The following is a 21,288-nucleotide window of genomic DNA, read 5'->3' on the forward strand; positions in this document are numbered from 1 at the left end:
CCGCTTCCGCCGAATGTCCCGCTGCGAGGATTAAACGTCTCTTGCGGCACGGTGATCAACTGCTGCCTGTAAAGCCGTTACTGAGCACCCGGGCAAAGTCGCCGGGTTCCTGGTTTGTGCCACTGCAGTAAACGGACGGTCTCTGCTGTTCTTCCTTTCCGGATGCACTGCAAGCCGTGTCCCTGTTAACTGACCAAAGGGACAGGCGGCCCACTTGGTGTTCGTTGGCGAAGCTGTTCAGGCCCGCGGCGTCCTGCAGGGAGAACAAGTTGCCCTCCACATCGTTGTCTCCAATCATGGGAGTGAGTCCAATACTCTTCCACACATTTCCGGCCTCCGCCGGTTTGCCCGCCTCGGAGTACAGCTGCTCCAGCGTCTTGTAGGTGGCTTCTGCTGCATGCCGTGATGCGCTGAGCATGTTCTCGCCGTTCGGGAGGGGGCCGAAGTTCATCGTCATGATGTTGACCCCCGTCAGCTCAACGCCGGCGTCGAGCATCGTCTGCACGCTGGTCTTACCGGCGCTGCTGAGCCCGTCCCTTGCTACGGGGAGCGTTAACCAGACCCGGAGGGGACGTCCGTCCGGCCGCTCTGCCTGGAGCCGGGCGATAGCCCTGGCGCGCACGTCGGCGGCGCCGGGCCCGCTGGCCTGTCCTTCGATGTCCAAATCCACTACGTCCAGTGCGTAGCGGTTGATGACGGCTCGATAGGCGTCCGCAACAGCATCGGCGTCCTGGCAGGCTGCGGCGAGCTCCTGCCCGCGTTGTCCACCGAAGGAAACTGCGATGTCGTTGCCTGCGGCGCGGAACTGGCGGATCTTCGAGTCGAGCTGCAGCTTGCTGTCTGCATCATCAAGGCTCAACGTTCCTCCCCAGGAGGGCGTGCACCGCCGGCCCGGATCTTCAGTAATAAAGGCGAGTACCATCGTGGCGCGTCCGGCAGCCGTATTCTGCAGTTTCGGGCCCGGGGGAAGGGTGACATCAACGTACCCTCCAAACCATCCCGGGGCTGCTTGGCCTGGGGTGGTTCCATTTCCGGGGCCCGTGCCCTCCATCTGCGTGCTGCTGCAGCCGGCCAGGGCAAGGGCCGCCCCGAGCAGGACCGGAATCAACGAAGAGAAGCGCAGCAAGTCCTTCATCCTTGGCAGCTCACGCGGAGGTCCGGGACAGTGCCCGGGCTTCCGTAGCGGAGGATGGCAGCGTAGCGCTGTTGGTCCGCTGCGGTCTATACCATCCCACGGCGGATCCACGCAGTGCCCGGAGTGCTGCACCAAAGACGACGTACGCACGCAGGGGTTCATAGATAAGCCGGTAGATGGGCACGACCAGCAGATGGAGCGGGCTCTCATGCACCATGATCACCGCAACGAGAGAGACCACCATGTGTGTAGTAGTGACAAAGGCAGAGAACAGGGCGATGGCCTGCCATTCACCACGGGCAAGGCTAAGGACTGCCACCGCCACAGCCAACGGCATAAAAATCAGCGGGACCAGGACCGAGACCAGTGCATAGGGCATGGTCAACATGCCCAGCGGGCCGTACTTTGGGTTGAACAGCATCGAGCGGTGCTTGTAGAGAGTCTGGATATTGCCGTAGGTCCACCTCAGCCGCTGCTTGAACAACCCCCTGAGCGTGAGCGGGGCCTCAGTCCATGCCACGGCATTGTTCTCCTGGACGATGCTGTAGCCCAGCCGCTGGAGGGACAGCGTCAAATCGGCATCTTCCGCGAGCGTTGCGTCAGAGTATCCGCCTGCTTTGACCAGCGCCTCCCGGCGCCACCCCGCGCAGGCACCCGGGACAATCGAGATGGCTCCCATCAGGCCCTCGGCCATTCGGGTGACGCAGATGCCGGACAGGTATTCAAGGCTTTGCCAGCCTGCTACGAGATTCCGCCGGTTACCCACCTTCACGTGCCCGGCGACGGCGCCTACTTCCTTCTTCCCCGACGGAGCCACGAAGTGGCGGGCCAGCATCCTGATCGTCTGGGGTTCGAACAATGTGTCACCGTCCAACGTCACGATGACTTCTCCCCGTGACTGGGAGATTCCATAATTGCTGGCCGCAGGCTTGCCCCTGTTGGGCTGGGTGTGGACGCGGAGCTGCGGCCAGCCTTCGGCGTAGCTGTTGAGGACCTCCAGGGTGGCGTCGGTCGACCCGTCGTTGACCGCTACCACTTCAAAGTGCGGATAATCGCTGGCTTTGAGGGCATCGAGTGTCTTAGTGACCACCAGTTCCTCGTTGAAGACCGGTAGGACCACACTGACAAAAGGCCAGTCCTTGATGTCGGTTGGGTCCCATTTCCTTTTTTTCTGCCTGGAATTGTTGATAAGGGCAAGTACAACGAAGAGGAATGTCAGGATGGTCAGTGACCCGACACCGAACCAGAAGAGCCAGTTCATGACCAGGCTGGGCGTCACAAGGTAAGCGGTGAGGGCTCCAAAGGTCAGGTTGTCCTGGAGGCCGGCGCTGATGCTGTGCTGGGGGACGAATCCGGCCGGCAGCATGGGCTCCAATGTGGTGAAGCGGTAGCCCTGTGCCTTCGCTTTGGGGATAAAGTCCTTCAGCATCTCGATGGTCGCCGTCCTGTCACCACCACCGTCGTGCACCAGCATGACGTGTCCGAGCCCATCCAGGTCCGGGGTGGGGACAGCAGTCCCGGGCTTGTACTCCCAGTCCCGGGTGTCGAGGTCCATGTTCACGTGAAGGTATCCCAGCTGCTGTGACTGCAGCAGGGCAAGGGTGTTGTTTTCCGGATTACCCGTGGGGATTCTGAACAGCCTTGAAGCGTAGCCGTCAGCAGCGCGCAGAACCCGGTCTTCGCCAATGATCTCCTGCCGGTTGTACGCATCATCATGGGCCCAAAAGTCGATGTGGCTCATGGTGTGGTTGCCCACCATGTGCCCTTCCCGGACCATCCGGCGAAGGATATCGGGATTCTCGACAACGTTTTCACCCACGACAAAAAACGTTGCGGGGACGCCTTCGCGAGACAGGAGGTCCAGGATTTGCGGGGTGAAGAGGGGATCTGGTCCATCATCGAAGGTCAGCATCAGGGTGTGGTCCGGAGGCAGGCCATAGGCCTCGACCGCGTAGGGTTTGTTTCCTATGGCCTGGGCTTCATCCGCTGTCGCTTCCCGCAAGACTTGGTTGCTGAAGGGATCCTTCAACAAGTCGATGCCGTCCTGTCGGTCCACGAGCACAATGCGGTGGAAGATCTCGTTGCCCTGTTCATACCCGACCCTCGGGATATTCTTCAGGTCCTGTTGTGCAAGCAGTTGGCGGGGATAGTCAGGGGACTGGTTCAAGGGGGCCTGTTGAAGGGGCGCCGTAGCTGCGGGCAGCACCGCACCGATCATCAGGACAATGGTTAGCCCAGCTGCCAAAAGAAGATTTAAAATCCGGTGCCAGCGGGTTCCGCTGGCGTCAAAAAACACCGGTGGCTGGACCGTGGGTAAGTGGGGGGAGAGGTTTGTCATTGGAGTCCCTGCCTGGAAACCTGCAAAGCGTCGAAATCGCCCTCGAAAGGGGCTGGTCGACTGTTCCTCGAGCTGCAGCAAGGATCCGGACGGTCCTGAACGTGCGCAGGACCTAACCCCGTAGTGACCAGCGACGACAGCGTTGTGGGCTTCGTCCTGGCATGAGGATAGGTTTGGGGTTACGGGCCAAACACGCGTAAGGGATACCCGAATGCGCTATTGGGTGTTACGTAGGTGTTACCTACCTAAGGCATTCGCGGAACCGCCCCGTACAGCCCCCGTAACGCCCTCGATCGCCCCGGAGGGGGAACCTAAGAGGCTGTTGTTGTTTCGGGCTCGCACTTGCGGACAAGCCAGCTTGCCTCCCAGCGGAGGTGGTAGCCGGCGCCGCCGTCCCATTCAACGAGGACGTCCGTGACGGTATAGGCCACGGCGTTGGCCTGCAAAGACCGGACTCTGACCGGTGCAGGCCGCAGCAGGACGACGGGCCTCCCGGGCGCCTGCCGGAGGGCTTCCTCGCGCATCTCCGAACGGCAGCCAGGGCAGGTCGCGGGAGCATGTGTGCAGGCTTGGGGGCGAAGGAGTTCGCGCATGGGGCGTCCTAGGGGGTGTCAGGAGAACCGGGCGCAGCCCGCCGTCTGCATGAACCGGGAGGGGGTCAGCAGGCACCGCCTCCAACGCGCCCGCAGCAGACCTGGCCGGCCTGCCGCCATGTCCAAAAGATTAGGACGGCCGACAGCAGGCGCATATGGGTGAGGCTACCCGACTTCCCTTGGCGGCCCCCCGTTTAGGAGTGTGGGGGATAGGGATAGGGATGGAGATGGGGATGCAGTAGGGTCGCAGAAGATTCGCATTCAGTTCGGCCGTACTGGAGGCACAGTGAACAAAGCCTTGTGGATTTGCAGCCTGGTGGGAGCCGCCTTGGGGATCAGCCTGGGCCTGGCGATCTTTCACACGCCATTCTGGGGCTGCCTGCTGGGGCTTGGAGCCGGAGCTGTAGTTGGGGCCTCGCTGCAGCAGCGTCACTGATCAATCCCAGGGCTGTCACCGAGCCACATAACATCCAAAGCCTTTACTTGACATAATGTACATTATCGGCGCAACGGTGAGGGTGCCTGGAAGGGGTAAGACACCAGCGATCCGCGCCCTGCAGCGAGCGCGATTAGACCATCCAAAAATCTGCCCCAGCGCTGCCTCAGCCTGGCGAAAGCCCTGATCAAACCGCCGGACCATTGTCTTTATCCAAGCGCACGTCAAGAATGACTTGATGACGGTCTACGTGCGTTCACTTGAAACTGCAGTTCCGACGACAAAGCTGATCCAGTCCGAAGCCCGTGATGTCTTTGCCGCGCAGCCGGGCCTGTCGCGTCTCGGTTCACGCCTGGTCAACACGTGCTTTGACGGCGCAGCGATCGAGACCAGGTTCACCGCCGTCGACGAACTCACCAACTCATCGCGCTCGGAAGACCCGCAGTTCTATGACCCGGACAGCGGGCTCCTGCTGAACCCCAGCACCAAGGTCCGCAACGATATCTTCGCCCGGGAAGCCACCAAGCTGTTCGTGGAGGCGGCCCGCGCTGCCCTGCGGGCCGCCCCGGAACTGGATTTACTTGACATAACTCATCTCGTGACGGTTTCCTGCACAGGTTTCTTCAATCCCGGTCCGGACTACAAGGTTGTCCGCGAACTCGGCCTCAACCCTTCGGTACAGCGCTACCACCTGGGCTTCATGGGCTGCTACGCGGCGTTTCCCGCACTCCGCGCAGCCAAGCTGTTCTGTGAATCGGACCCGAACGCCGTCGTCCTGGTGGTCTGCGCCGAACTCTGCTCCCTGCACGTGCGCACGTCCAATGATCCGGACACGATCATGGGTTCGGCCCTCTTCGCCGATGGTGCTGCTGCCGCCGTCGTGACGGCCCGCCCTGGGATGGAGGAAACTGCCCTGCTGAAGCTGGACCACTTCGAAACGGTCCTGACCCCGGTCGGTGAGGACTCCATGGCATGGAACATCGGCGACCATGGGTTCGAAATGGTCCTGGGCAACTACGTGCCGCACATCATTGACGACCACATCGTTGGTGCGCTGGAGCCTCTTCTGGCGAAAGACGCTGAAGTGGCGGCACTCCCCTACACCGCAATCCCCCACTGGGCCATCCATCCAGGTGGCCGCAGCATCCTGGACAAGGTCCAGTCCCGGCTTGGCCTCAGCGACGCTCAACTGGTTCCCTCCCGGGAGACGTTGCGGAACTACGGCAACATGAGCAGCGCCACCGTGCTCTTCGTCCTCAAGTACATCCTGGAACAACCGCTGCGGAACGAGGATTCCAACGGCGGCGAGCGCATTTGTTCCATGGCCTTTGGTCCCGGCCTGACCGTGGAGACGGGACTGTTCACCAAGCTCCGGCAGTCTGCAGCCGGAGAACAGGACGCCACCCCGCAGGACATTGCCGCAGAGGATGGGCGGAGGGCGCACCAGGACCGGACGCCCGAAGAAGCGCCGGTGGCCTGAAAGGGATACCAGGGAATGGGGATCCTGCTGCGCACGCGTGCCGCCGGGGTGAGCGAGCAGATGGACCGCGCGGACTGCGACGCGCGGCTCCTGGACAACACCTACCGGCAGTTCTGGGTCATCAACCGCGTCCTGTCCGGCTGGCGGAGGCTGTATGGCCGGGAGCTGCGCACCATCGTCAAGCCGGACCAACGCCCGGTGACGGTGCTGGACATCGGGTCCGGCGGCGGCGACCTCGCCGTGATGCTGGCCCGCTGGGCAAACCGGGACGGCAAGCCAATGCACGTCACCGGCATCGATCCAGACCCCCGCGCTGCCGCCTTCGCCGCCCGGCGGATCCCCACCCAGGGCGTCGAATTCCGCCAGGCGCACAGCGGCGACCTGGTCCGGGAAGGTGCCAGGTTCGACGTCGTCATCTCCAACCACGTCCTGCACCATCTCGAGCCCCGAGAACTCCGGCAACTGCTGGCAGACTCGGAAGTCCTCGCCGCAAAAAAGGCACTGCATAACGACCTCATCCGCAGCCCCGCTGCCTTTGCCCTCTTCGGCGTGGCCGCGCTGCCATTCCCGAAGTCCTACATCCGGGCGGACGGCCTCACCTCCATCCGCCGCAGCTATACGCCCGGGGAGCTGGCCGCCTCCGCTCCCCCGGGCTGGTCCGTGGAGCCCTCGTCGGCCTTCCACCAGGTCCTGGCCTACCGGAAGAACTGACATGGATGCCGATGTCCTGATCGCCGGCGGCGGTCCCGTGGGCCTGTACCTGGCTGCGGCATTGCTGCAGGAAGGCGTATCGGTCAGGGTCTTGGAGCAGCGGCAGTCGCGGAACCGGCATACCCGGGCCATCGGCATCCACCCTCCGGCACTCGCGGCCCTGGCGGGGGTGCAGGTGGCGTCCGGCATGGTGCAGGAGGGCGTACGCATCCGCGCCGGCACGGCCGTCAGCCGCGGGAAAACGGTGGGAACCATGACGTTCGAGGACGTATCCAAGGACTTCCCGTTCGTGCTGGCCCTTCCGCAGTACAGGACGGAGCAGCTCCTGGAAGAGCGCGTCCTCGCCCTTGACGCCGGGGCGATCGTCAGGGGCTCAAGGGTCACCGGAGTTGCGGACGACGGCGGGATGGTCACCGTAGCCGTGGAGGCTTGCGCAGGTGCCGCCCACCCCCGCCGCAGTGCCACCGCGGCGTTGCTGGTCGCAGCCGACGGCGCCCGGTCCCAGCTGCGGGCCTCGCTGGGTGTCCCGGTGATCCGCAAGACCTATCCCGACCACTACCTCATGGGTGATTTCGACGACGGCACGGAGTACGGGGACAAGGCCGTCCTGTTCCTCGAACCGGACGGAATCGTTGAGTCCTTTCCCCTGCCTGGCGGTGTCCGGCGCTGGGTGGTGCGGCTGGGCTCGCCGGCGGCACCGGCAGCAGGGCCCGACCATCTGGCGGAACTGGTGGGCCGGCGAACCGGTGTCCGGCCTGATCCGGCCACGAACTCCATGCTGAGCGCCTTCAGCGTCCGCTCCGGCATTGCGCAAAGGACTGTCGCCGGACGGTCGGTGCTGCTGGGTGATGCGGCGCATGAGATCAGTCCCATTGGTGGGCAGGGCATGAACCTGGGCTGGCTGGGCGCGCAGGAACTGGTGCCGGTGGTCTGCGCGGCGCTGTCCGGGATACCCACCGGCACCCAGTTCAGGAAGTTCGAGCAGAACCGCCGGCGTGCCGCCGTCCTGGCCCGCAGGCAGGCGGAAGTCAACATGATGCTGGGCAGGCCGCTGCCGCCACTGCTGCTGCGGATCCGCGCCGCCGGCATTGCCGCGGCCGCCGCAATTCCGGCGGTGAACCAGTGGGCCGCCCGGCGCTTCACCATGCACTAGCAGCGGGGCCACAGATCCTTTGCCGGGTTAGCGGAAGTAGCAGTCGTAGCTGTCCTGGCTTACGATCACACCGTCGCTGACCTCAAAGACGGACGACGTCCTGGCCCGGATGGTCTCACCGTTGTCCCAATACCGCAGATCCATCAGCACCGTGGCAGACCAATCGGCTTCCACCACCACCCGGCAGCCTTCACACGTGGTCCGCCGGACAATGAACTGCTGGTCCTTCACCACGTCGCGGCTTTGGTCAGCGCCGGCAAGCACTGCCGCCAGCGTCCGCCTGGAGCCTTCCGGGGCCAACAGGTGCGGGGCCTCCGTGAGCACGAACCGTTCCGAGAGGAACGGCCTGATGGCCGCCGCCCCGCCGCCCTGTTCAAGGACCCGGATGAATTCAAGGACGCGTTCCAGTGGCGTCGCTGCCGGGAAGGGATCTTCAGCCATGCAGTAGACCCTAGCCCAACGTCCCTGCACCGCCTCCGCCAGTAGGCTGTTCCCATGACCCAGACTGTTCCCCCGACGACCGCCGGCGCCGGCCAAATCCGTGACATTGTTGAGCAGATCCTGTCCGCAGGCTCGCTCCCGCCCATCGTCCAGGCCGGACACCCGGCGCTGCGCCAGCGTGCCGCGGAGTACGATGGCCAGCTTTCCGACGACCAGCTGGGCCGCCTGATCGGGGTCATGCGGCAGATCATGCACGAGGCGCCGGGCGTGGGCCTGGCCGCGCCGCAGCTGGGCATCCCCCTAAGGCTGGCCGTCCTGGAGGACCAGTACGACATCGACCCCGCTGCCGCTGCCCTGCGGAACCGGAGCCCCCTGGACTTCCTGGCCATCCTCAACCCCCGCTACACGCCGCTTGGGCCCGGACACGCGTCGTTCTACGAAGGCTGCCTGTCCCTCAACGGGTTGCAGGCGGTGGTGGCGCGTCCGGAGGCCGTATTGCTGGAGTATGCAACACCGGACGGCGCGGTGGAGCGGCGGGAGTTTTCCGGGTGGCAGGCGCGCATCGTGCAGCACGAGACGGACCACCTTGACGGCATCCTGTACATGGACCGCGCCCAGCTTCGGTCGTTGAGCAGCAACGCCGAGTACGCAGCGCACTGGGCGGAGGCGGGCATCAACAAGGCACAGGACGGCCTGGGGTTCGACGAAGGGCCCGCCGGCATCTCCCTCGGCTGACGGTTTCCGCTCCCCCTCCACAGGCACAGGGCGGGCAGGGCTGAAAGCCCCGCCCGCCTAAACTGGTTCCCATGCCTTCCGCGCACCTTCCCCTCCTGTGCCCCGTCTGCTCGCATCCGCTGGAGTACCTGGAGGCGAAGGCAACACGCCAACCCCGCCTGGTATGCCCGGATGGGCACAGCTTCGATGCCGCCCGCCAGGGCTACTTCAACCTGCTCGTTGGCAAAGGCACGCCCTTCGAGCCGGACAGTGCCGCGATGGTGGCCGCACGGTTCACCTTCCTGGGGAACGGGCACTACCGGCCGCTGGCGCAGGCCCTGGCGTCCGCCGTCGTACCAAGCCTGCGGGAGGAAGGGGCAGTGGTGCTGGACTCCGGAACAGGGACCGGCCACTACCTGCGGGAGATCCTCGATGCTGCAGCTGCAGCAGGGCGGCAGGCGTCCGCCATTGGCCTGGACATCTCGAAATTCGCCCTTCGGCGGGCAGCCCGCCTCAACCCGGAGGCAGCGAACCTGGTCTGGGACATCTGGCGCCCGCTGCCTGTGGCGGACAACTCGGTGGACGCGGTCACCGTGGTCTTCGCTCCACGAAACCCCCCAGAGTTCGCCCGTGTCCTGCGCCCCTCGGGGATGCTGGCTGTCGTGACACCGCGGCCCGGACATCTGGCGGGCATCGCGGCCATCACCGGGATGCTCGGGATCGAGGAGGGCAAGGATGAGCGGCTGGCTGAGGCGATGGCCAGCCACTTCGAGCCCGAAAAGACCCTTGACGTGGACATACCGCTGGAACTGGGCCGCGGGGCCGCCGTGGACCTGGCCTTCATGGGACCGGCAGGCCACCACCTGGACCGGGACCAGATTGCTGCCCGGCTCGGGAACTCCGTGGAACCGGTGAAAGCCGATGCAAAATTCCGGCTTTCCGTGTTCCGGTCCAGGACCCACGCCGCCCCGTAACGACTTGGCCACTATCCCCTTGCACTCCCTGTGAACGGGCCCACAGGACAGGTCCGCGGACTAGGATGAAAAGACAGTTGCAGGCGGGTCCGCGGATGCGGCTCCCCCGTAACGAAGGGGGAAGCAGGAGTGTTCGAATGGCTTGGGGAAAACTGGTGGGCGCTGTGGCTCACGGCTTTCCTGGCGTTTGCAGTGATCGAGATGATCACCCTTGACCTGTTTTTCATCATGCTTGGCGGTGGATCGCTCGCCGCACTGGTTGCCGATTTCGCCGGCGCGGACCCCTGGCTCCAAGTAGTCATCTTCTGCATCGTGTCCCTGCTCATGGTCGCCTTTGTCAGGCCCGTGGCACTGTCGCACCTGAAGAAGGGACCTTCCGAGCAGCGGACCAACGTGGACCGGCTGATCGGTGAGCCGGCTGTGGTGATGGAAGCCGTGACGTCCGACGGCGGCCTGGTGAAAATCGGCGGCGACATATGGAGTGCGCGCTCCGCCGCGGGAGTGCTTCCCGCAGGCCAGAAGGTGGTCGTAGCGGCCATCGACGGCGCGACAGCAGTGGTTTCGGTACCGCCGGCGGCGGGCACCGGTCCAGATACAGCCTGACAATTGGGGAACAAGGAGTTGTATGGAAAACGCAGGCGGAACCGCACTGGCCATTGTGCTGGTGGTTCTGATCGTCTTTGTCATCATCGTTTTGGTCCGGTCCGTCCGGATCATTCCGCAAGCCCGCGCCGGCGTCGTTGAACGGCTCGGCAAATACCAGCGGACACTGAATCCTGGCCTGACCATCCTGATTCCTTTTGTGGACCGGCTCCTGCCGCTCCTGGATCTGCGCGAGCAGGTGGTGTCCTTTCCGCCGCAGCCCGTTATTACCGAAGACAACCTGGTGGTCTCCATCGATACGGTGGTCTACTTCCAGGTAACGGACCCGCGCGCGGCCACCTACGAGATCGCCAACTACATCCAGGCAGTGGAACAGCTCACCACCACCACCCTGCGCAACGTGGTGGGCGGCCTCAACCTGGAGGAAGCCCTCACGTCCCGTGACCAGATCAACGGACAGCTCCGCGGCGTCCTGGACGAGGCCACCGGCCGCTGGGGCATCAGGGTTTCACGGGTGGAACTGAAGGCCATCGATCCGCCCCACTCCATCCAGGACTCCATGGAGAAGCAGATGCGTGCCGAACGCGACCGCCGTGCCGCCATCCTGACAGCTGAGGGAACCAAACAGTCGGCCATCCTCACCGCGGAGGGCCAACGGCAGGCGTCCATCCTGGCCGCAGAGGGCGAAGCCAAGGCCGCCATCCTTCGTGCGGACGGCGAATCGCAGGCCATCCAGAAGGTCTTCGACGCCATCCACAAGGGAAACCCGGACCAGAAACTGCTGGCCTACCAATACCTTCAGACGCTGCCCAAGCTCGCCGAAGGCTCGGCGAACAAGCTCTGGATCATCCCCAGCGAAGTCGGGGAAGCCCTGAAGGGAATTGGCAACGCACTCGGCGGCACCGGTGCGGAAGGGTCCGCTGCCGGGCCGCTGTTCCAGGACCTGCCCGCTGGTGAGCAGTCCCAGCCGTAAGCATCACGGGAAAACGGGGAGGGTCTGGCGGCGCACGCCCCAAACCCTCCCCGTTTTGTCCTGTAAGGGATAACCGACGTATAATTGGGTATTTGTCCGGCAGGAGAATATCAGCTGGAACAACCAAGCTTCGTAATGCGTTGAATCCTATGATGCAGCACAGTGCACAAAGTAGTCCGGCGGTGCCACGGTGCCACCGGCTAGCGCGGAGATTTCATCCGCGAACCGACCAGAGGGAGAAATCATGAGCGATCGCAGCCTGCGGGGCATGCGCCTTGGTGCGCAGAGCATGGAGACCGAGTCCGGAGTTGAGCCGGCTCCGCGCCAGCGGGTCGAATACCGTTGCGCAGATGGCGAGCAGGTCTTCGTCACGTTCTCCTCCGAGGCGGAAATTCCTCCGGTGTGGGTCTCCAAGACCGGTAAGGAAGCGCTCCTGGTTGACGGTGAAAAGCCGGACACCAGCAATGACAAGGCAGTCCGCACCCACTGGGACATGCTGCTGGAACGCCGCTCCCTGCCTGAACTCGAACAGATCCTCGAGGACCGCCTGACCATCCTGCGCGAACGCCGCGGAGAGCGCCGCTCGGCCTAAGGCCAGCCACGCAAAAGGGGGTGTCCCCGCACCATCGTGCGGGGACACCCCCTTTTTCGTGCCTCCGGGAGGCCGGGATCCGCGGGCTGGGGAAAACCTACGCCTGCTTGTTCTTCAGCTTGCCGGCCAGCGTATTCCAGCGGGCGGCCAATCCCCATTTGGTGACATTGATCATGGCTTCGACCACGATGTTGCCACTCATCTTCGAGGCACCCAGTTCGCGCTCCACAAAGGTGATGGGGCGTTCCTCGATGCGCAAGCCCAGTTTGGCGACCCGCCAGGCCAGGTCCACCTGGAAGCCGTAGCCCACCGAGTCCACCTGGTCCAGGTTGAGTTTCTCCAGGGTGGTCCTGCGGAACGCACGGTAGCCGCCGGTGACGTCCTTGATGGGCAGTGCGAGCATCAGGCGTGCATAGGTGCTGCCCACGCGTGAGATGGCCTGGCGGTACAGCGGCCAGTTAACCACGCTTCCGCCCGGAACCCAGCGCGAGCCCATGGCCAGGTCGGCGCCTTGTTCCACGGCTTCCAGCAGCTGGGGAAGCTGCTCGGGCTGGTGGGAGCCGTCAGCGTCCATTTCCACCAAGACGTCGTAGCCGGCCTCCAGGCCCCACCTGAACCCTGCGATGTAGGCGGCGCCCAGCCCTTCCTTGCCCTTGCGGTGCAGGACATGGACCTGGGAGTCTTCGGCAGCGAAGCCGTCGGCAAGTTGGCCGGTGCCGTCGGGGCTGTTGTCATCGACCACCAGCACGTCCGACGCCGGAACGGCCTTCCGCAGGCGCTGGAGCGTCTTGGGCAGCGATTCCAGTTCGTTGTAGGTGGGAATGATCGTAAGGACGCGCACAGAGGGCCTTTCCGGGTGGAAGTGGTCGGTGCACCGAACGCCGGACGTGCCGGCGGCGGGCGCAACTCCCCATTATAGGGGCGGCAGCTTGCGGGATCAGGAACGCAGGGCCGGGCTGCCAAACAGTTCGGCGCCGTCTTTCACGGTTTGAAGGCAGACCGGCTCCGAGCCTGTGTCCAGGGCCGGCAGCAGCGGTGTCCTGGCCCGGGGGTCCGTGCTCCAGGACTGCACCCGTCCGTCAGCCACCTGGACCATCAGTTCTTCCACTTCCCACACGGCAAAGCTGGCCGGAGCGCCGGGAACGAGTTGCCCGGCCATGGGGTTGGCGTGCCGGGCGGCACGCCAACCGGCCCGGGTGTGGCCAAGGAACGCTGCCCGCGCCGAAATACGCTGGTCCGGGTTGTGGTGTTCCACGCAGGCGCGCACGCTGGACCAGGGACGGAGGGGCGTGACGGGGCTGTCGCTGCCGAAGCAGACAGGAACGCCGGCGGAGTAGAACGCGGCGAACGGATTCATTGACCGGCTTCGGTCGCCCAGCCGCCGCTCATACACGCCTCCGGGGCCGCCCCAGGCCGCGTCGAAGGATGGCTGCGCGCTGACGGTCACGGAGTAATGGGCCAGCTTTGCCACGGCTGCCGCATCAGCCATCTCCACATGTTCGAACCGGTGGCCGGCGGCGCGCACCCGCTGCTCCCCCACTTCCTTGGCCGCCAGGTCCAGCGCTTCCAGCGCAGCGTCGAGTCCGGCGTCACCAATCACGTGGAACCCGCCCTGGATTCCGGCCAGGGAGCAGGCGGCCAGGTGGGCTGCGGCCTCTTCGACGCCCAGGTAGAGGGTGCCGCGCTCCTGGCCGGCATCGCTGTATCCAGTGCGGAGGGCGGCGGTACGGGACCCCAAGGACCCGTCGATGTTCAGGTCGCCTGCAAGGCCGCGGACTCCCGCCCCCAGCTCTGTCACCAGCGCGCGGGCCTGCTCCTCGGACGAGACCAGCCCGCCCCAGTACGGCATTACTTCGGGATAGCGGGGCTGCCCGGCCTCGCCGGCGTTCCATCCTGCAGCGAGCCGCAGGTCATGGGCGCCGCCGATATGGGGCGCACCCATTTCCGCGAGGGCAACGTACCCGTTGGCAGCTGCTTCCGCCAGGGCGCGGGCCTGGAGCCGCTTCAGCGCATCCTGCGGCAGCTGCCGCGTTGCCAGCCGGGCAGCCTCGTGTGCCGCCCGCGTCACCCGGGCGCCGCCGTCGTACCCGGCCTTGCCCTGAAGCTCCGCAGACTGTGCCAGGGACGTGGACACCAGCGCCGAGTGCACGTCCACCCGCGAAAGGTACACGGGCCTGCCCCCGGCCGCCCGGTCAAGTTCTTCCGCGCTGGGCAGGGTGGGGTCCGCCCACATGCTCTCGTCCCACCCATGGCCGAGCACCGGCCCGTCCCCGCCGGCCCCCGCGACTGCATCCAGCACTGCCCGGGCTGAGGTGAGTGCGCCCAGCTGGAGCGACTCCAGGGCGATTCCGGTTTCGGTCAGGTGCATGTGTGAGTCCACGAAGCCCGGTGCAACCAGGGCGCCGCGGAGGTCGATAATGTCCATGGTGCCGTCGGCAATGGACGACGCCGCCTGCTCCGATCCCACCCAGGCAACTGTGTCCCCATCCACCAGCATGGCCGTGGCGAACGGGTCCGCCGCCGTGTACACGGATCCATTGCGGTACAGCACCGGGGCGGGACGGGCTTTGTTGCTGGGGGTTGCATCAGGGCGGGGCATAAAGGCAGGACTCCTGGGAGGTGGGCAGGCCGGTTGCAGCCGGCAAAGGTTGAGGGTTTAGAGGACGGAAGAGTAGGCCACGACGCCGCGGCGGATGAGGTTGATCGCCTCGGCGCAGAGCCGTGCCAGGCGCGGGTCAAGGCCGGGGATCTTTGCGAGCTGGTCCAACAGGTCCACCACCTGCTTGACCCAGCGGACAAAATCGCCGGCGGCAAGGTCGGTGCCGCTCAGGACATCCTGCAGGTGGCGTCCGCGGGCCCACTTGTACAGCGGCCAGACGAGGCCCAGTTCAGGTTCGCCGGTCAGCGGAAGCTTGTTCTCCTCTTCCACGTCTTCGAGGACGGACCATTCCTTGACCACGATGTCCACCGAGGTTTCCAGGGAGACACTGGGCATGCGCGGCCGCAGGCCCCGGTCTTCGCGTTTAGCCTGGTAGACCAGGACGCTGGCCAGGGCAGCAACTTCCGCCGCGTCCAGGTCATTGAACGCGCCCAGCCGCAGGGACTGGGAGATCAGCAGGTCCTTTTCACCGTAGATCCGGCGCAGCCGCTGGCCGTCGGGGCTGATGTTCAGCCGGCCCTCTCCGGCGTCTTCCAGGTAGCCGTAGGCGGACAGGACGTCGCAGACCCGGTCAAAGGTCTTGGCGATGGTGTTGGTGCGGCCCTGGATCTGGCGGACCAGGCCGTCCGTTTCGCGCCGCAGCTTCCACCAGCGCTCCGACCACCGGGCATGGTCTTCGCGTTCGCTGCACCCGTGGCAGGGATGGGCTTTCAGGGCCCGGCGCAGATCGGCGATCCGCCGCTCCTGGTTGGGGAGGGCGGCGCCACGGCCGAAGTCATGGTTGCGGTTCTGGCCGGGAGCAGGCGGACGGTTCTCGCGCAGTGCGTTGCGGACGGAGGATGCCAGGTCCCGGCGGGATTTTGGCACCTTTGCATTGAAGGACTTGGGGATCCGGACCCGTGTAACCGGCGCGATGGGGCCCTCCAGGTCGTCCGTTCCGATCCGGCGCAGCTGGTTGTCCAGTGTGAGCACGGCCGGCCGGGGTTCGCGGCTTCCGTGGTCGGAACTGAGGACGACGGCGGGCCCCGGGGCACGTCCGCCGGGAACGTTGACCACGTCCCCGGGCAGGAGGCGGGCCAGGGAGTCGCCGCTGAGCGATTTCTGGACGCGTGACTTGGTCCGGGAGGTGGCGCTCTCGGCATCGGAGAGTTCCCTGCGCAGCCGGGCATACTCCGTGAAGTCACCCAGGTGGCAGGTCATGGATTTGGCATAACCGGCAAGCGACTCCTCGCGGCTCCGCACCTGCCTGGCCAGTCCCACCACGGAGCGGTCGGCCTGGAACTGGGCAAACGAGGACTCCAGGATTTCGCGCGCCCTGGCACGCCCAAATTGTGCCAGGAGGTTGATGCTCATGTTGTAGGTGGGCCGGAAACTCGAGTTCAGCGGATAGGTTCGCCGGGACGCCAGGCCGGCCACCGCCGTCGGGTCCGTCCCTGGCTGCCACAGCACTACGGCGTGGCCCTCGACGTCGATGCCGCGCCGGCCGGCCCGGCCGGTGAGCTGGGTGTATTCACCGGCGGTGATGTCCACGTGGGCTTCGCCGTTGAACTTGTCCAGCTTTTCCAGTACCACTGAGCGCGCGGGCATGTTGACGCCCAGGGCGAGGGTCTCGGTGGCGAAGACAGCCTTGACCAGGCCGTCGGCGAAGAGTTTTTCAACCACCTCCTTGAAGGTGGGCAGCATGCCGGCATGGTGGGCTGCAAAGCCCCGGAGCAGGCCGTCCCGCCACGTCCAAAAACCCAGCACGTCCAGGTCGTCCGGCGGAATGTCCTGCCCGGCCTCGTCCACCCGCTGGGCGATAATCTGCTGCTCCTTCTCTGTGGTGAGCCACAGGCCCGAACCAACGCACTGCGCTACGGCCGCCTCACAGCCGGCGCGGGAGAAGATGAAGGTGATGGCGGGCAGCAGGTACATCCGGTCCAGGCTGGCGATCACCTGGGGACGGCTGGCGGGGCGGACCCCCGTTGGCTCGCTCCTCGCCGGGCGGTCGTATCCGCCTCGGCCACGCTGGCCGCGGCGGCCGGCGCCGGCGCGGATGCGGAAGCTTTGCTGGCTTTCGCTGCGGGCAACTGTCAGGAGGTCGGGATTGACGTCGAAGCCGCGGCCCTTGGCGGTTTCGGCGGGCTTGGATGCCTGCTGCCCCTCTTCCTCGACGGGCGGAGCGATCTCGTCGAAGGTGGTTTCTCCCGCGAAGAGGTCCATGATCTGCCGGCCCACCATGACGTGCTGCCATAGGGGCACCGGCCGGTGTTCGGAGACGATGATGTCCGTGTCCCCCCGGACGGTATCCAGCCAGGCGCCGAATTCCTCGGCGTTGGAGACGGTTGCACTGAGCGATGCGACCTGGACCTCGCTGGGCAGGTGGATGATGACCTCTTCCCAGACTGCTCCCCGGAACCGGTCGGCAAGGTAGTGGACCTCGTCCATGACCACATATCCGAGATCGTCCAGGGTGGCGGAATCCGCGTACAGCATGTTCCGGAGGACTTCGGTGGTCATGACCACTACCCGCGCTTCACCGTTGATGCTGGTGTCACCGGTGAGGAGGCCCACGTTGTCCGCACCGTATTTGTCGCTGAGCTCAGAGAACTTCTGGTTGCTGAGGGCCTTGATGGGTGTGGTGTAAAAAGCCTTCAGGCCCCGCTGCAGGGCGAGGTAGATGGCGAACTCCCCCACGATGGTCTTACCGGCTCCGGTCGGGGCCGCCACCAGGACTCCCCTGCCTTCCTGGAGCGAAAGGCAGGCCTGCCGTTGAAAGTCGTCAAGCTCGAAGTCCAGGGTCCGGATGAACGACCCAAGGTACGTGGCCGCCTCTGCCCGGCGCTCGGCGCTGGCACGGTATCTCTCGGCTGGCGAAAGTTCATCAGGATCGACGGGGCCGGCGGAGAAGGGTCCGGTGGTGGAGGACATACCCCAAGCCTAGCGGCAGGCTAGAGCTTCTTAAGTTCACTGCTGGGGGTGGCGATGTCAGCAGTGGACTCGGTCTCCTCGACGTGTTTGGCCTCACGGCGTTCGCGGCGCTTGTCGTTCATGATGCAAATGCCGATCGCTGCGAAGAAGAGCGCCAGCAAAGGGCCGGCCAGCATGAACATGGAGATGGCATCCGCACCCGGTGCTGCGATGGCTGCCAGGACGAACACCAGGAACACGGTGATGCGCCAGGCCTTCAGGATGGTGCGGCCGGAAACAATTCCCGCCATGTTCACGCCGACCAGCACCACAGGGACCAGGAAGGCCAGTCCCAGCATCAGTACCATGCGGGTGACGAACTCGATATAGGTCCTGGCGTCAATGACGCTTGAGGAGCCTTCAGGGGTGAACTGGGTCAACGCGTGGACCACCTGCGGGACCACAAGCCAGCCCACCCAGATTCCGGCAAGGAACAGCGGAATGGCAGCCGCCATATAGCCAAGCGTGTAGCGCCGTTCCTTGGACGTCAGCCCCGGGGTGATGAAGGCCCAGAGCTGGTAGATCCAGACAGGACTGGAGATGACCGCCCCGATGAGGAGCGACATCTGCAGCTTGAAGTCAAAAGGTGACGCGATGGTGCCGAAGTTGATGGCCGCAAGGCCCCCGGTCTCATTCGAGATCCGGTTGACCGGTTCGGCCAGGGCCTTCAGCAGCGGATCGTAAAGTATCCAGCCCCCAATACCGCCGATGACGACGCCGATGGCCGACTTGATCAGCCGGTTCTTCAGCTCCTTGAGGTGCTCCCAAAGGGACATCCGTCCCTCGGGATTGGCTTTACGGGCCCGCGACAGTGCCACGGGAGGTCAGGCGCGGGTCGACGGCGGAACGTCAGTGCCGTCTGTCGGCTCACCGGGCTTCGCCTTGGGGTGGTTCACGATGGTGCCTTCCACCGGGCCGGATGCGTCGGCGGTGGAGTCGGCTTTGCCGTCGTTCTTCATTTCCTTGACCTCGGACTTGATGATCCGCATGGACTGTCCAAGACTGCGGGCCATGGCCGGAAGCTTGGGGGCGGCGAAGAGAAGCAAAGCAACGACGATGATGATTACGATCGGCCAGGGGCCATCAAAGAGTCTTCCCACGGGAAATCCTTTCCTCTAAATACATCCTACTTCTATGTGAAGTCGAGATCTCCGAGCGCCTGCGGCTGGCCCCGGTCCTTTTTGCGCTGCACTCGCCGGCGGCGGCGGTCTTCGCGCCGGGCCGATTTGGATGCCTCGTAATCATGTCGCATCGCGGCGGGTGAGGCAAAAACGGCAGAACCCGGCAACGGCTGTCGCGTGCCTGTGGATTCCTGCACGTCGACCGGGTTCAGGTGCCCCAGCTTTTCACCGGCGGCGCTGAGGTCCTTCATAGTCGCCATGAATTGGCGGAAGAGACGGATGCCCAGCAGGACATAGAACAGCAGGGACACGGCGACGAGCGCCACCCATATGAGAATCCAGGACCACCAAGGCATGCTGAGAAGTCTATCCGGCGTACCTGTCCAGCGACGCCGCCAGCCAGTCCCGCGCGGCGTCAGCCAGTGAGGCCGGAGCCAGGATGCGGGCCGAACCGCCGTGCTGGGCCACGAACATGGGAAGCCACGCTGTGTTGCCGAAGCGGATCTCTGCCACCAGCCCGCCGTCGGGCAACTCTGCGGTGCGCTCTGCGTAGTAGTCATCCGCCAGTCCCCTCCCCTGCCGGGTGAGCTGGACGGTGACTGTTGTGTCGTCGTCGTTCGCTGTGAAAAGTTTGGCGGGAACGCCTCCGTCCGGTGGCCCGTGCATGCTGGCGGGACGGCCGCTGGGCCGCACGTCCTGCACGCGGTCCAGCCGGAAGTTCCGCAGCCCGTCCACCAAGTGGCACCAGGCTTCGAAATACCAGATGTTGTCCAGGGAGTAGAGCCGCAGGGGGTCCACATCGCGCTCGGTGACCGCGTCGCGCTGCGGCGAAAGGTAGGTCAGGTGGAGCTGGGAACCGGACTCGATGGCGTGGCGCACCGTGGCATGGGTCGAGGCGTCCGCCGGAGCCACCTGTGGCCCGGCGATGGAGGCGGCGCGGAGTCCTTCCTCCCCGGCCGCGGCCAGCAGCTTCAACGTGACCGTTTCCAGGGCGCCGCCGCCGGGCAGGTCCGGCAGGCCGTTGAGCGTTTCAAGGCCGGTCAGGAGGGCACAAGCCTCCGCCACGGTGAACCGGACCGGCTTCTTCAGGTCGAGGTCCTGGGTGATGAAGACGTGGTCGTCCTCCCACTGGATGTCGAGCAGGTCGTCCGGATACCCCTCGGGCAAGCCGGAGCAGATGAGGATCCGGAGGTCGGCCTCCAGCTCTTCCCGGGTGACGCCGAAGTGATTTGCAACGTCCTGGATGTGCAGGCCCTGGTTGTGGACAAGGAACGGGACCAACTGCAGCATGCGCTTGAGCTGGTCTTCTGAGGTCCCCTTCCGGGCGGTCCGGGCGCGGGCATCCGGGAACGCATAGGCGGGGACGGGCGAAACGCTGAAGTCGGCCGCGGCCTGCAGCCGGCGCCGCACCGCCCCTGCAAGTCCGGCGGGCTCCACTGCCAGGGCATCGGGTCCGTAGGAGGCAAGCTCTTCGGCAAGGATTTCCGGGTCGCGGTACTCCAGGACCATCCGGTCGTAGCCATCCGCAGGCGCGCCGGGAGCCTGGTGGTGCCGGGAGCCGTCAAGGGCCCGTCGGCGCAGCGACAGCAGGCGCTCGTGCCGGACGTCCACGACGGCGGTGCGCAGCGGTAGTTCAGGCAGCCGGGCCAGTTCGTCACGGATGCTGAAGCCGGAGGGCGGAACGTACTGCTCCCTGGTGAGGGTGGTCACCGCGCTGGTGATTCGGGACAGCCGGAAATGCCGGGGCGCGTTCCGGGCCCGGTCGTAGCCCATGAGGTACCACTGGCCGAAGCGGCTGCCGAGGCCCCAGGGCTCGACAAGCCGTTCCTCCTCCTTGCCGGTGCTCCCGGCAAGGTACGTGAAGCTGACGGCATGCCGGGCATGCATGGCGGCAACGATGTCGTCGAAGGCCTGCCCGGCCGGTTTGATCCGTGGCTGGACGCCTGCCGGCAGTTCCACCTCGGCCAGCCTTCCTGATGCCTGGAGTTTACGCAGTGCGCTTTGGGCAGCCGTCCCCAAAGCTGCGCGCTCCCAAAGCTGGGAAGCCAGCAGGAGGACGGTCCATTCCTCCGGTCCCAGCTGGACGTCCGGGAGGCGGCTGGACTCCTTGCCGATCCGGTACCTGGTAGTGGCGGGGTCGTCCTCGCTCCAGCCCAGGTCCGTCAGGGTTTCCACCTCGAACCCCATGGACCTCAGGTCGTTCTTGTCCCGCTCGAACATCCGCCCGAAGGCGACGTCATTGCCGGAGGTGTCGTGGTAGACCTTCTCGCGCAACTCGTTGCGTCGCAACCCGTAACGGGTGTTGAGCAGCGCAATCAGCAGGTTGAGGAGTCGTTCAGTACGGGATACGGACACCTTGGTTACGTTACTAAACTCCTCCGGGGAAAGCAGAAAGCGCGGCAGCACGGGAGGGATA

The 21,288-nt window shown here is 65.2% G+C and carries 19 protein-coding genes; 8 read left to right on the forward strand and 11 right to left on the reverse strand.

All coding sequences use genetic code 11. From position 1 onward, the window contains the following. Window positions 1–55: 55 nt before the first annotated feature. The 3 genes from ACR65J_RS08745 to ACR65J_RS08755 form a co-directional block, all read right to left on the reverse strand. On the reverse strand, window positions 56–859 hold the full coding sequence (locus ACR65J_RS08745; protein ID WP_440167853.1) for a glycoside hydrolase family 18 protein: 804 nt from the start codon (window positions 857–859) through the stop codon (window positions 56–58). A 286-nt stretch (window positions 860–1,145) separates the two neighbouring features. Continuing rightward, the gene (locus tag ACR65J_RS08750; RefSeq protein ID WP_440167855.1) at window positions 1,146–3,380 is read right to left on the reverse strand and encodes a bifunctional polysaccharide deacetylase/glycosyltransferase family 2 protein; all 2,235 of its coding nucleotides are present in this window, start codon (window positions 3,378–3,380) and stop codon (window positions 1,146–1,148) included. Window positions 3,381–3,784: 404 nt separating this feature from the next. Next, entirely contained in the window at window positions 3,785–3,997 is a 213-nt protein-coding gene (locus tag ACR65J_RS08755) for a hypothetical protein (protein WP_440167857.1), read from the reverse strand. 743 nt (window positions 3,998–4,740) lie between these two features. Between ACR65J_RS08755 and ACR65J_RS08760 the strand changes: the two genes are divergently transcribed. Genes ACR65J_RS08760 through ACR65J_RS08770 form a run of 3 tightly spaced genes read left to right on the forward strand, consistent with a single transcriptional unit; the run spans window position 4,741 to window position 7,846 of the window. Next, window positions 4,741–5,982 carry a type III polyketide synthase gene (locus ACR65J_RS08760; protein WP_440167859.1) on the forward strand — a complete coding sequence of 414 codons (1,242 nt, stop codon included), beginning with the start codon at window positions 4,741–4,743 and terminating at the stop codon, window positions 5,980–5,982. 15 nt (window positions 5,983–5,997) lie between these two features. Beyond that, window positions 5,998–6,693 (forward strand): class I SAM-dependent methyltransferase, encoded by a 696-nt coding sequence (locus tag ACR65J_RS08765; protein WP_440167861.1) that lies wholly within the window; start codon window positions 5,998–6,000, stop codon window positions 6,691–6,693. A gap of 1 nt (window position 6,694) precedes the next feature. After that, window positions 6,695–7,846: an FAD-dependent oxidoreductase gene (locus ACR65J_RS08770; protein ID WP_440167863.1), complete on the forward strand. Its 1,152-nt coding sequence runs from the start codon at window positions 6,695–6,697 to the stop codon at window positions 7,844–7,846. Between the two features lie 27 nt (window positions 7,847–7,873). Here ACR65J_RS08770 and ACR65J_RS08775 read toward each other — a convergent pair whose 3' ends face one another. Continuing rightward, a complete protein-coding gene (locus ACR65J_RS08775) occupies window positions 7,874–8,287 on the reverse strand; it encodes a nuclear transport factor 2 family protein (protein WP_440167865.1) in 414 nt (137 codons plus the stop codon). A 54-nt stretch (window positions 8,288–8,341) separates the two neighbouring features. Between ACR65J_RS08775 and ACR65J_RS08780 the strand changes: the two genes are divergently transcribed. The 5 genes from ACR65J_RS08780 to ACR65J_RS08800 all read left to right on the forward strand — a co-directional run bounded on the left by ACR65J_RS08780 (window position 8,342) and on the right by ACR65J_RS08800 (window position 12,143). Beyond that, complete coding sequence (locus ACR65J_RS08780; protein ID WP_440167867.1) at window positions 8,342–9,022, forward strand: peptide deformylase; 681 nt, start codon at window positions 8,342–8,344, stop codon at window positions 9,020–9,022. A 71-nt stretch (window positions 9,023–9,093) separates the two neighbouring features. Further along, window positions 9,094–9,975 carry a putative RNA methyltransferase gene (locus ACR65J_RS08785; protein ID WP_440167869.1) on the forward strand — a complete coding sequence of 294 codons (882 nt, stop codon included), beginning with the start codon at window positions 9,094–9,096 and terminating at the stop codon, window positions 9,973–9,975. A 129-nt stretch (window positions 9,976–10,104) separates the two neighbouring features. Next, on the forward strand, window positions 10,105–10,578 hold the full coding sequence (locus ACR65J_RS08790; RefSeq protein ID WP_440167871.1) for an NfeD family protein: 474 nt from the start codon (window positions 10,105–10,107) through the stop codon (window positions 10,576–10,578). Between the two features lie 22 nt (window positions 10,579–10,600). After that, on the forward strand, window positions 10,601–11,551 hold the full coding sequence (locus tag ACR65J_RS08795; RefSeq protein WP_440167873.1) for an SPFH domain-containing protein: 951 nt from the start codon (window positions 10,601–10,603) through the stop codon (window positions 11,549–11,551). Window positions 11,552–11,795: 244 nt separating this feature from the next. Beyond that, the gene (locus tag ACR65J_RS08800) at window positions 11,796–12,143 is read left to right on the forward strand and encodes an RNA polymerase-binding protein RbpA (RefSeq protein ID WP_026266052.1); all 348 of its coding nucleotides are present in this window, start codon (window positions 11,796–11,798) and stop codon (window positions 12,141–12,143) included. A gap of 97 nt (window positions 12,144–12,240) precedes the next feature. Here the strand turns inward: ACR65J_RS08800 and ACR65J_RS08805 are convergent, their stop codons facing one another. The 7 genes from ACR65J_RS08805 to ACR65J_RS08835 all read right to left on the reverse strand — a co-directional run bounded on the left by ACR65J_RS08805 (window position 12,241) and on the right by ACR65J_RS08835 (window position 21,227). Further along, window positions 12,241–12,984 carry a polyprenol monophosphomannose synthase gene (locus ACR65J_RS08805; protein WP_440167875.1) on the reverse strand — a complete coding sequence of 248 codons (744 nt, stop codon included), beginning with the start codon at window positions 12,982–12,984 and terminating at the stop codon, window positions 12,241–12,243. Between the two features lie 96 nt (window positions 12,985–13,080). Continuing rightward, entirely contained in the window at window positions 13,081–14,742 is a 1,662-nt protein-coding gene (locus tag ACR65J_RS08810; RefSeq protein ID WP_440167877.1) for an amidohydrolase, read from the reverse strand. Window positions 14,743–14,799: 57 nt separating this feature from the next. After that, window positions 14,800–17,712 carry a DEAD/DEAH box helicase gene (locus ACR65J_RS08815; RefSeq protein WP_440167879.1) on the reverse strand — a complete coding sequence of 971 codons (2,913 nt, stop codon included), beginning with the start codon at window positions 17,710–17,712 and terminating at the stop codon, window positions 14,800–14,802. A 20-nt stretch (window positions 17,713–17,732) separates the two neighbouring features. After that, a complete protein-coding gene (gene tatC, locus ACR65J_RS08820) occupies window positions 17,733–18,527 on the reverse strand; it encodes a twin-arginine translocase subunit TatC (RefSeq protein ID WP_440167881.1) in 795 nt (264 codons plus the stop codon). A 48-nt stretch (window positions 18,528–18,575) separates the two neighbouring features. Continuing rightward, on the reverse strand, window positions 18,576–18,851 hold the full coding sequence (gene tatA, locus ACR65J_RS08825; RefSeq protein WP_440167883.1) for a Sec-independent protein translocase subunit TatA: 276 nt from the start codon (window positions 18,849–18,851) through the stop codon (window positions 18,576–18,578). A gap of 32 nt (window positions 18,852–18,883) precedes the next feature. Beyond that, window positions 18,884–19,228 carry a hypothetical protein gene (locus ACR65J_RS08830; protein WP_440167885.1) on the reverse strand — a complete coding sequence of 115 codons (345 nt, stop codon included), beginning with the start codon at window positions 19,226–19,228 and terminating at the stop codon, window positions 18,884–18,886. A gap of 10 nt (window positions 19,229–19,238) precedes the next feature. Further along, window positions 19,239–21,227, reverse strand: a complete 1,989-nt coding sequence (locus ACR65J_RS08835; protein ID WP_440167887.1) for a helix-turn-helix transcriptional regulator — start codon at window positions 21,225–21,227, stop codon at window positions 19,239–19,241. Window positions 21,228–21,288: the final 61 nt, after the last annotated feature.

Source organism: Arthrobacter sp. SAFR-044 (assembly GCF_059414985.1).

Excerpts from the sequence above, each read along its gene's own strand:
- ACR65J_RS08760 (WP_440167859.1), top strand. The coding sequence starts at position 4,741 with ATGACGGTCTACGTGCGTTCACTTGAAACTGCAGTTCCGACGACAAAG.
- ACR65J_RS08780 (WP_440167867.1), top strand. The coding sequence starts at position 8,342 with ATGACCCAGACTGTTCCCCCGACGACCGCCGGCGCCGGCCAAATCCGT.
- tatC (WP_440167881.1), bottom strand. The coding sequence starts at position 18,527 with ATGTCCCTTTGGGAGCACCTCAAGGAGCTGAAGAACCGGCTGATCAAG.
- ACR65J_RS08795 (WP_440167873.1), top strand. The coding sequence starts at position 10,601 with ATGGAAAACGCAGGCGGAACCGCACTGGCCATTGTGCTGGTGGTTCTG.
- ACR65J_RS08785 (WP_440167869.1), top strand. The coding sequence starts at position 9,094 with ATGCCTTCCGCGCACCTTCCCCTCCTGTGCCCCGTCTGCTCGCATCCG.
- ACR65J_RS08830 (WP_440167885.1), bottom strand. The coding sequence starts at position 19,228 with ATGCCTTGGTGGTCCTGGATTCTCATATGGGTGGCGCTCGTCGCCGTG.
- ACR65J_RS08815 (WP_440167879.1), bottom strand. The coding sequence starts at position 17,712 with ATGTCCTCCACCACCGGACCCTTCTCCGCCGGCCCCGTCGATCCTGAT.
- ACR65J_RS08810 (WP_440167877.1), bottom strand. The coding sequence starts at position 14,742 with ATGCCCCGCCCTGATGCAACCCCCAGCAACAAAGCCCGTCCCGCCCCG.
- ACR65J_RS08770 (WP_440167863.1), top strand. The coding sequence starts at position 6,695 with ATGGATGCCGATGTCCTGATCGCCGGCGGCGGTCCCGTGGGCCTGTAC.
- ACR65J_RS08775 (WP_440167865.1), bottom strand. The coding sequence starts at position 8,287 with ATGGCTGAAGATCCCTTCCCGGCAGCGACGCCACTGGAACGCGTCCTT.
- ACR65J_RS08800 (WP_026266052.1), top strand. The coding sequence starts at position 11,796 with ATGAGCGATCGCAGCCTGCGGGGCATGCGCCTTGGTGCGCAGAGCATG.
- ACR65J_RS08765 (WP_440167861.1), top strand. The coding sequence starts at position 5,998 with ATGGGGATCCTGCTGCGCACGCGTGCCGCCGGGGTGAGCGAGCAGATG.
- ACR65J_RS08755 (WP_440167857.1), bottom strand. The coding sequence starts at position 3,997 with ATGCGCGAGGAAGCCCTCCGGCAGGCGCCCGGGAGGCCCGTCGTCCTG.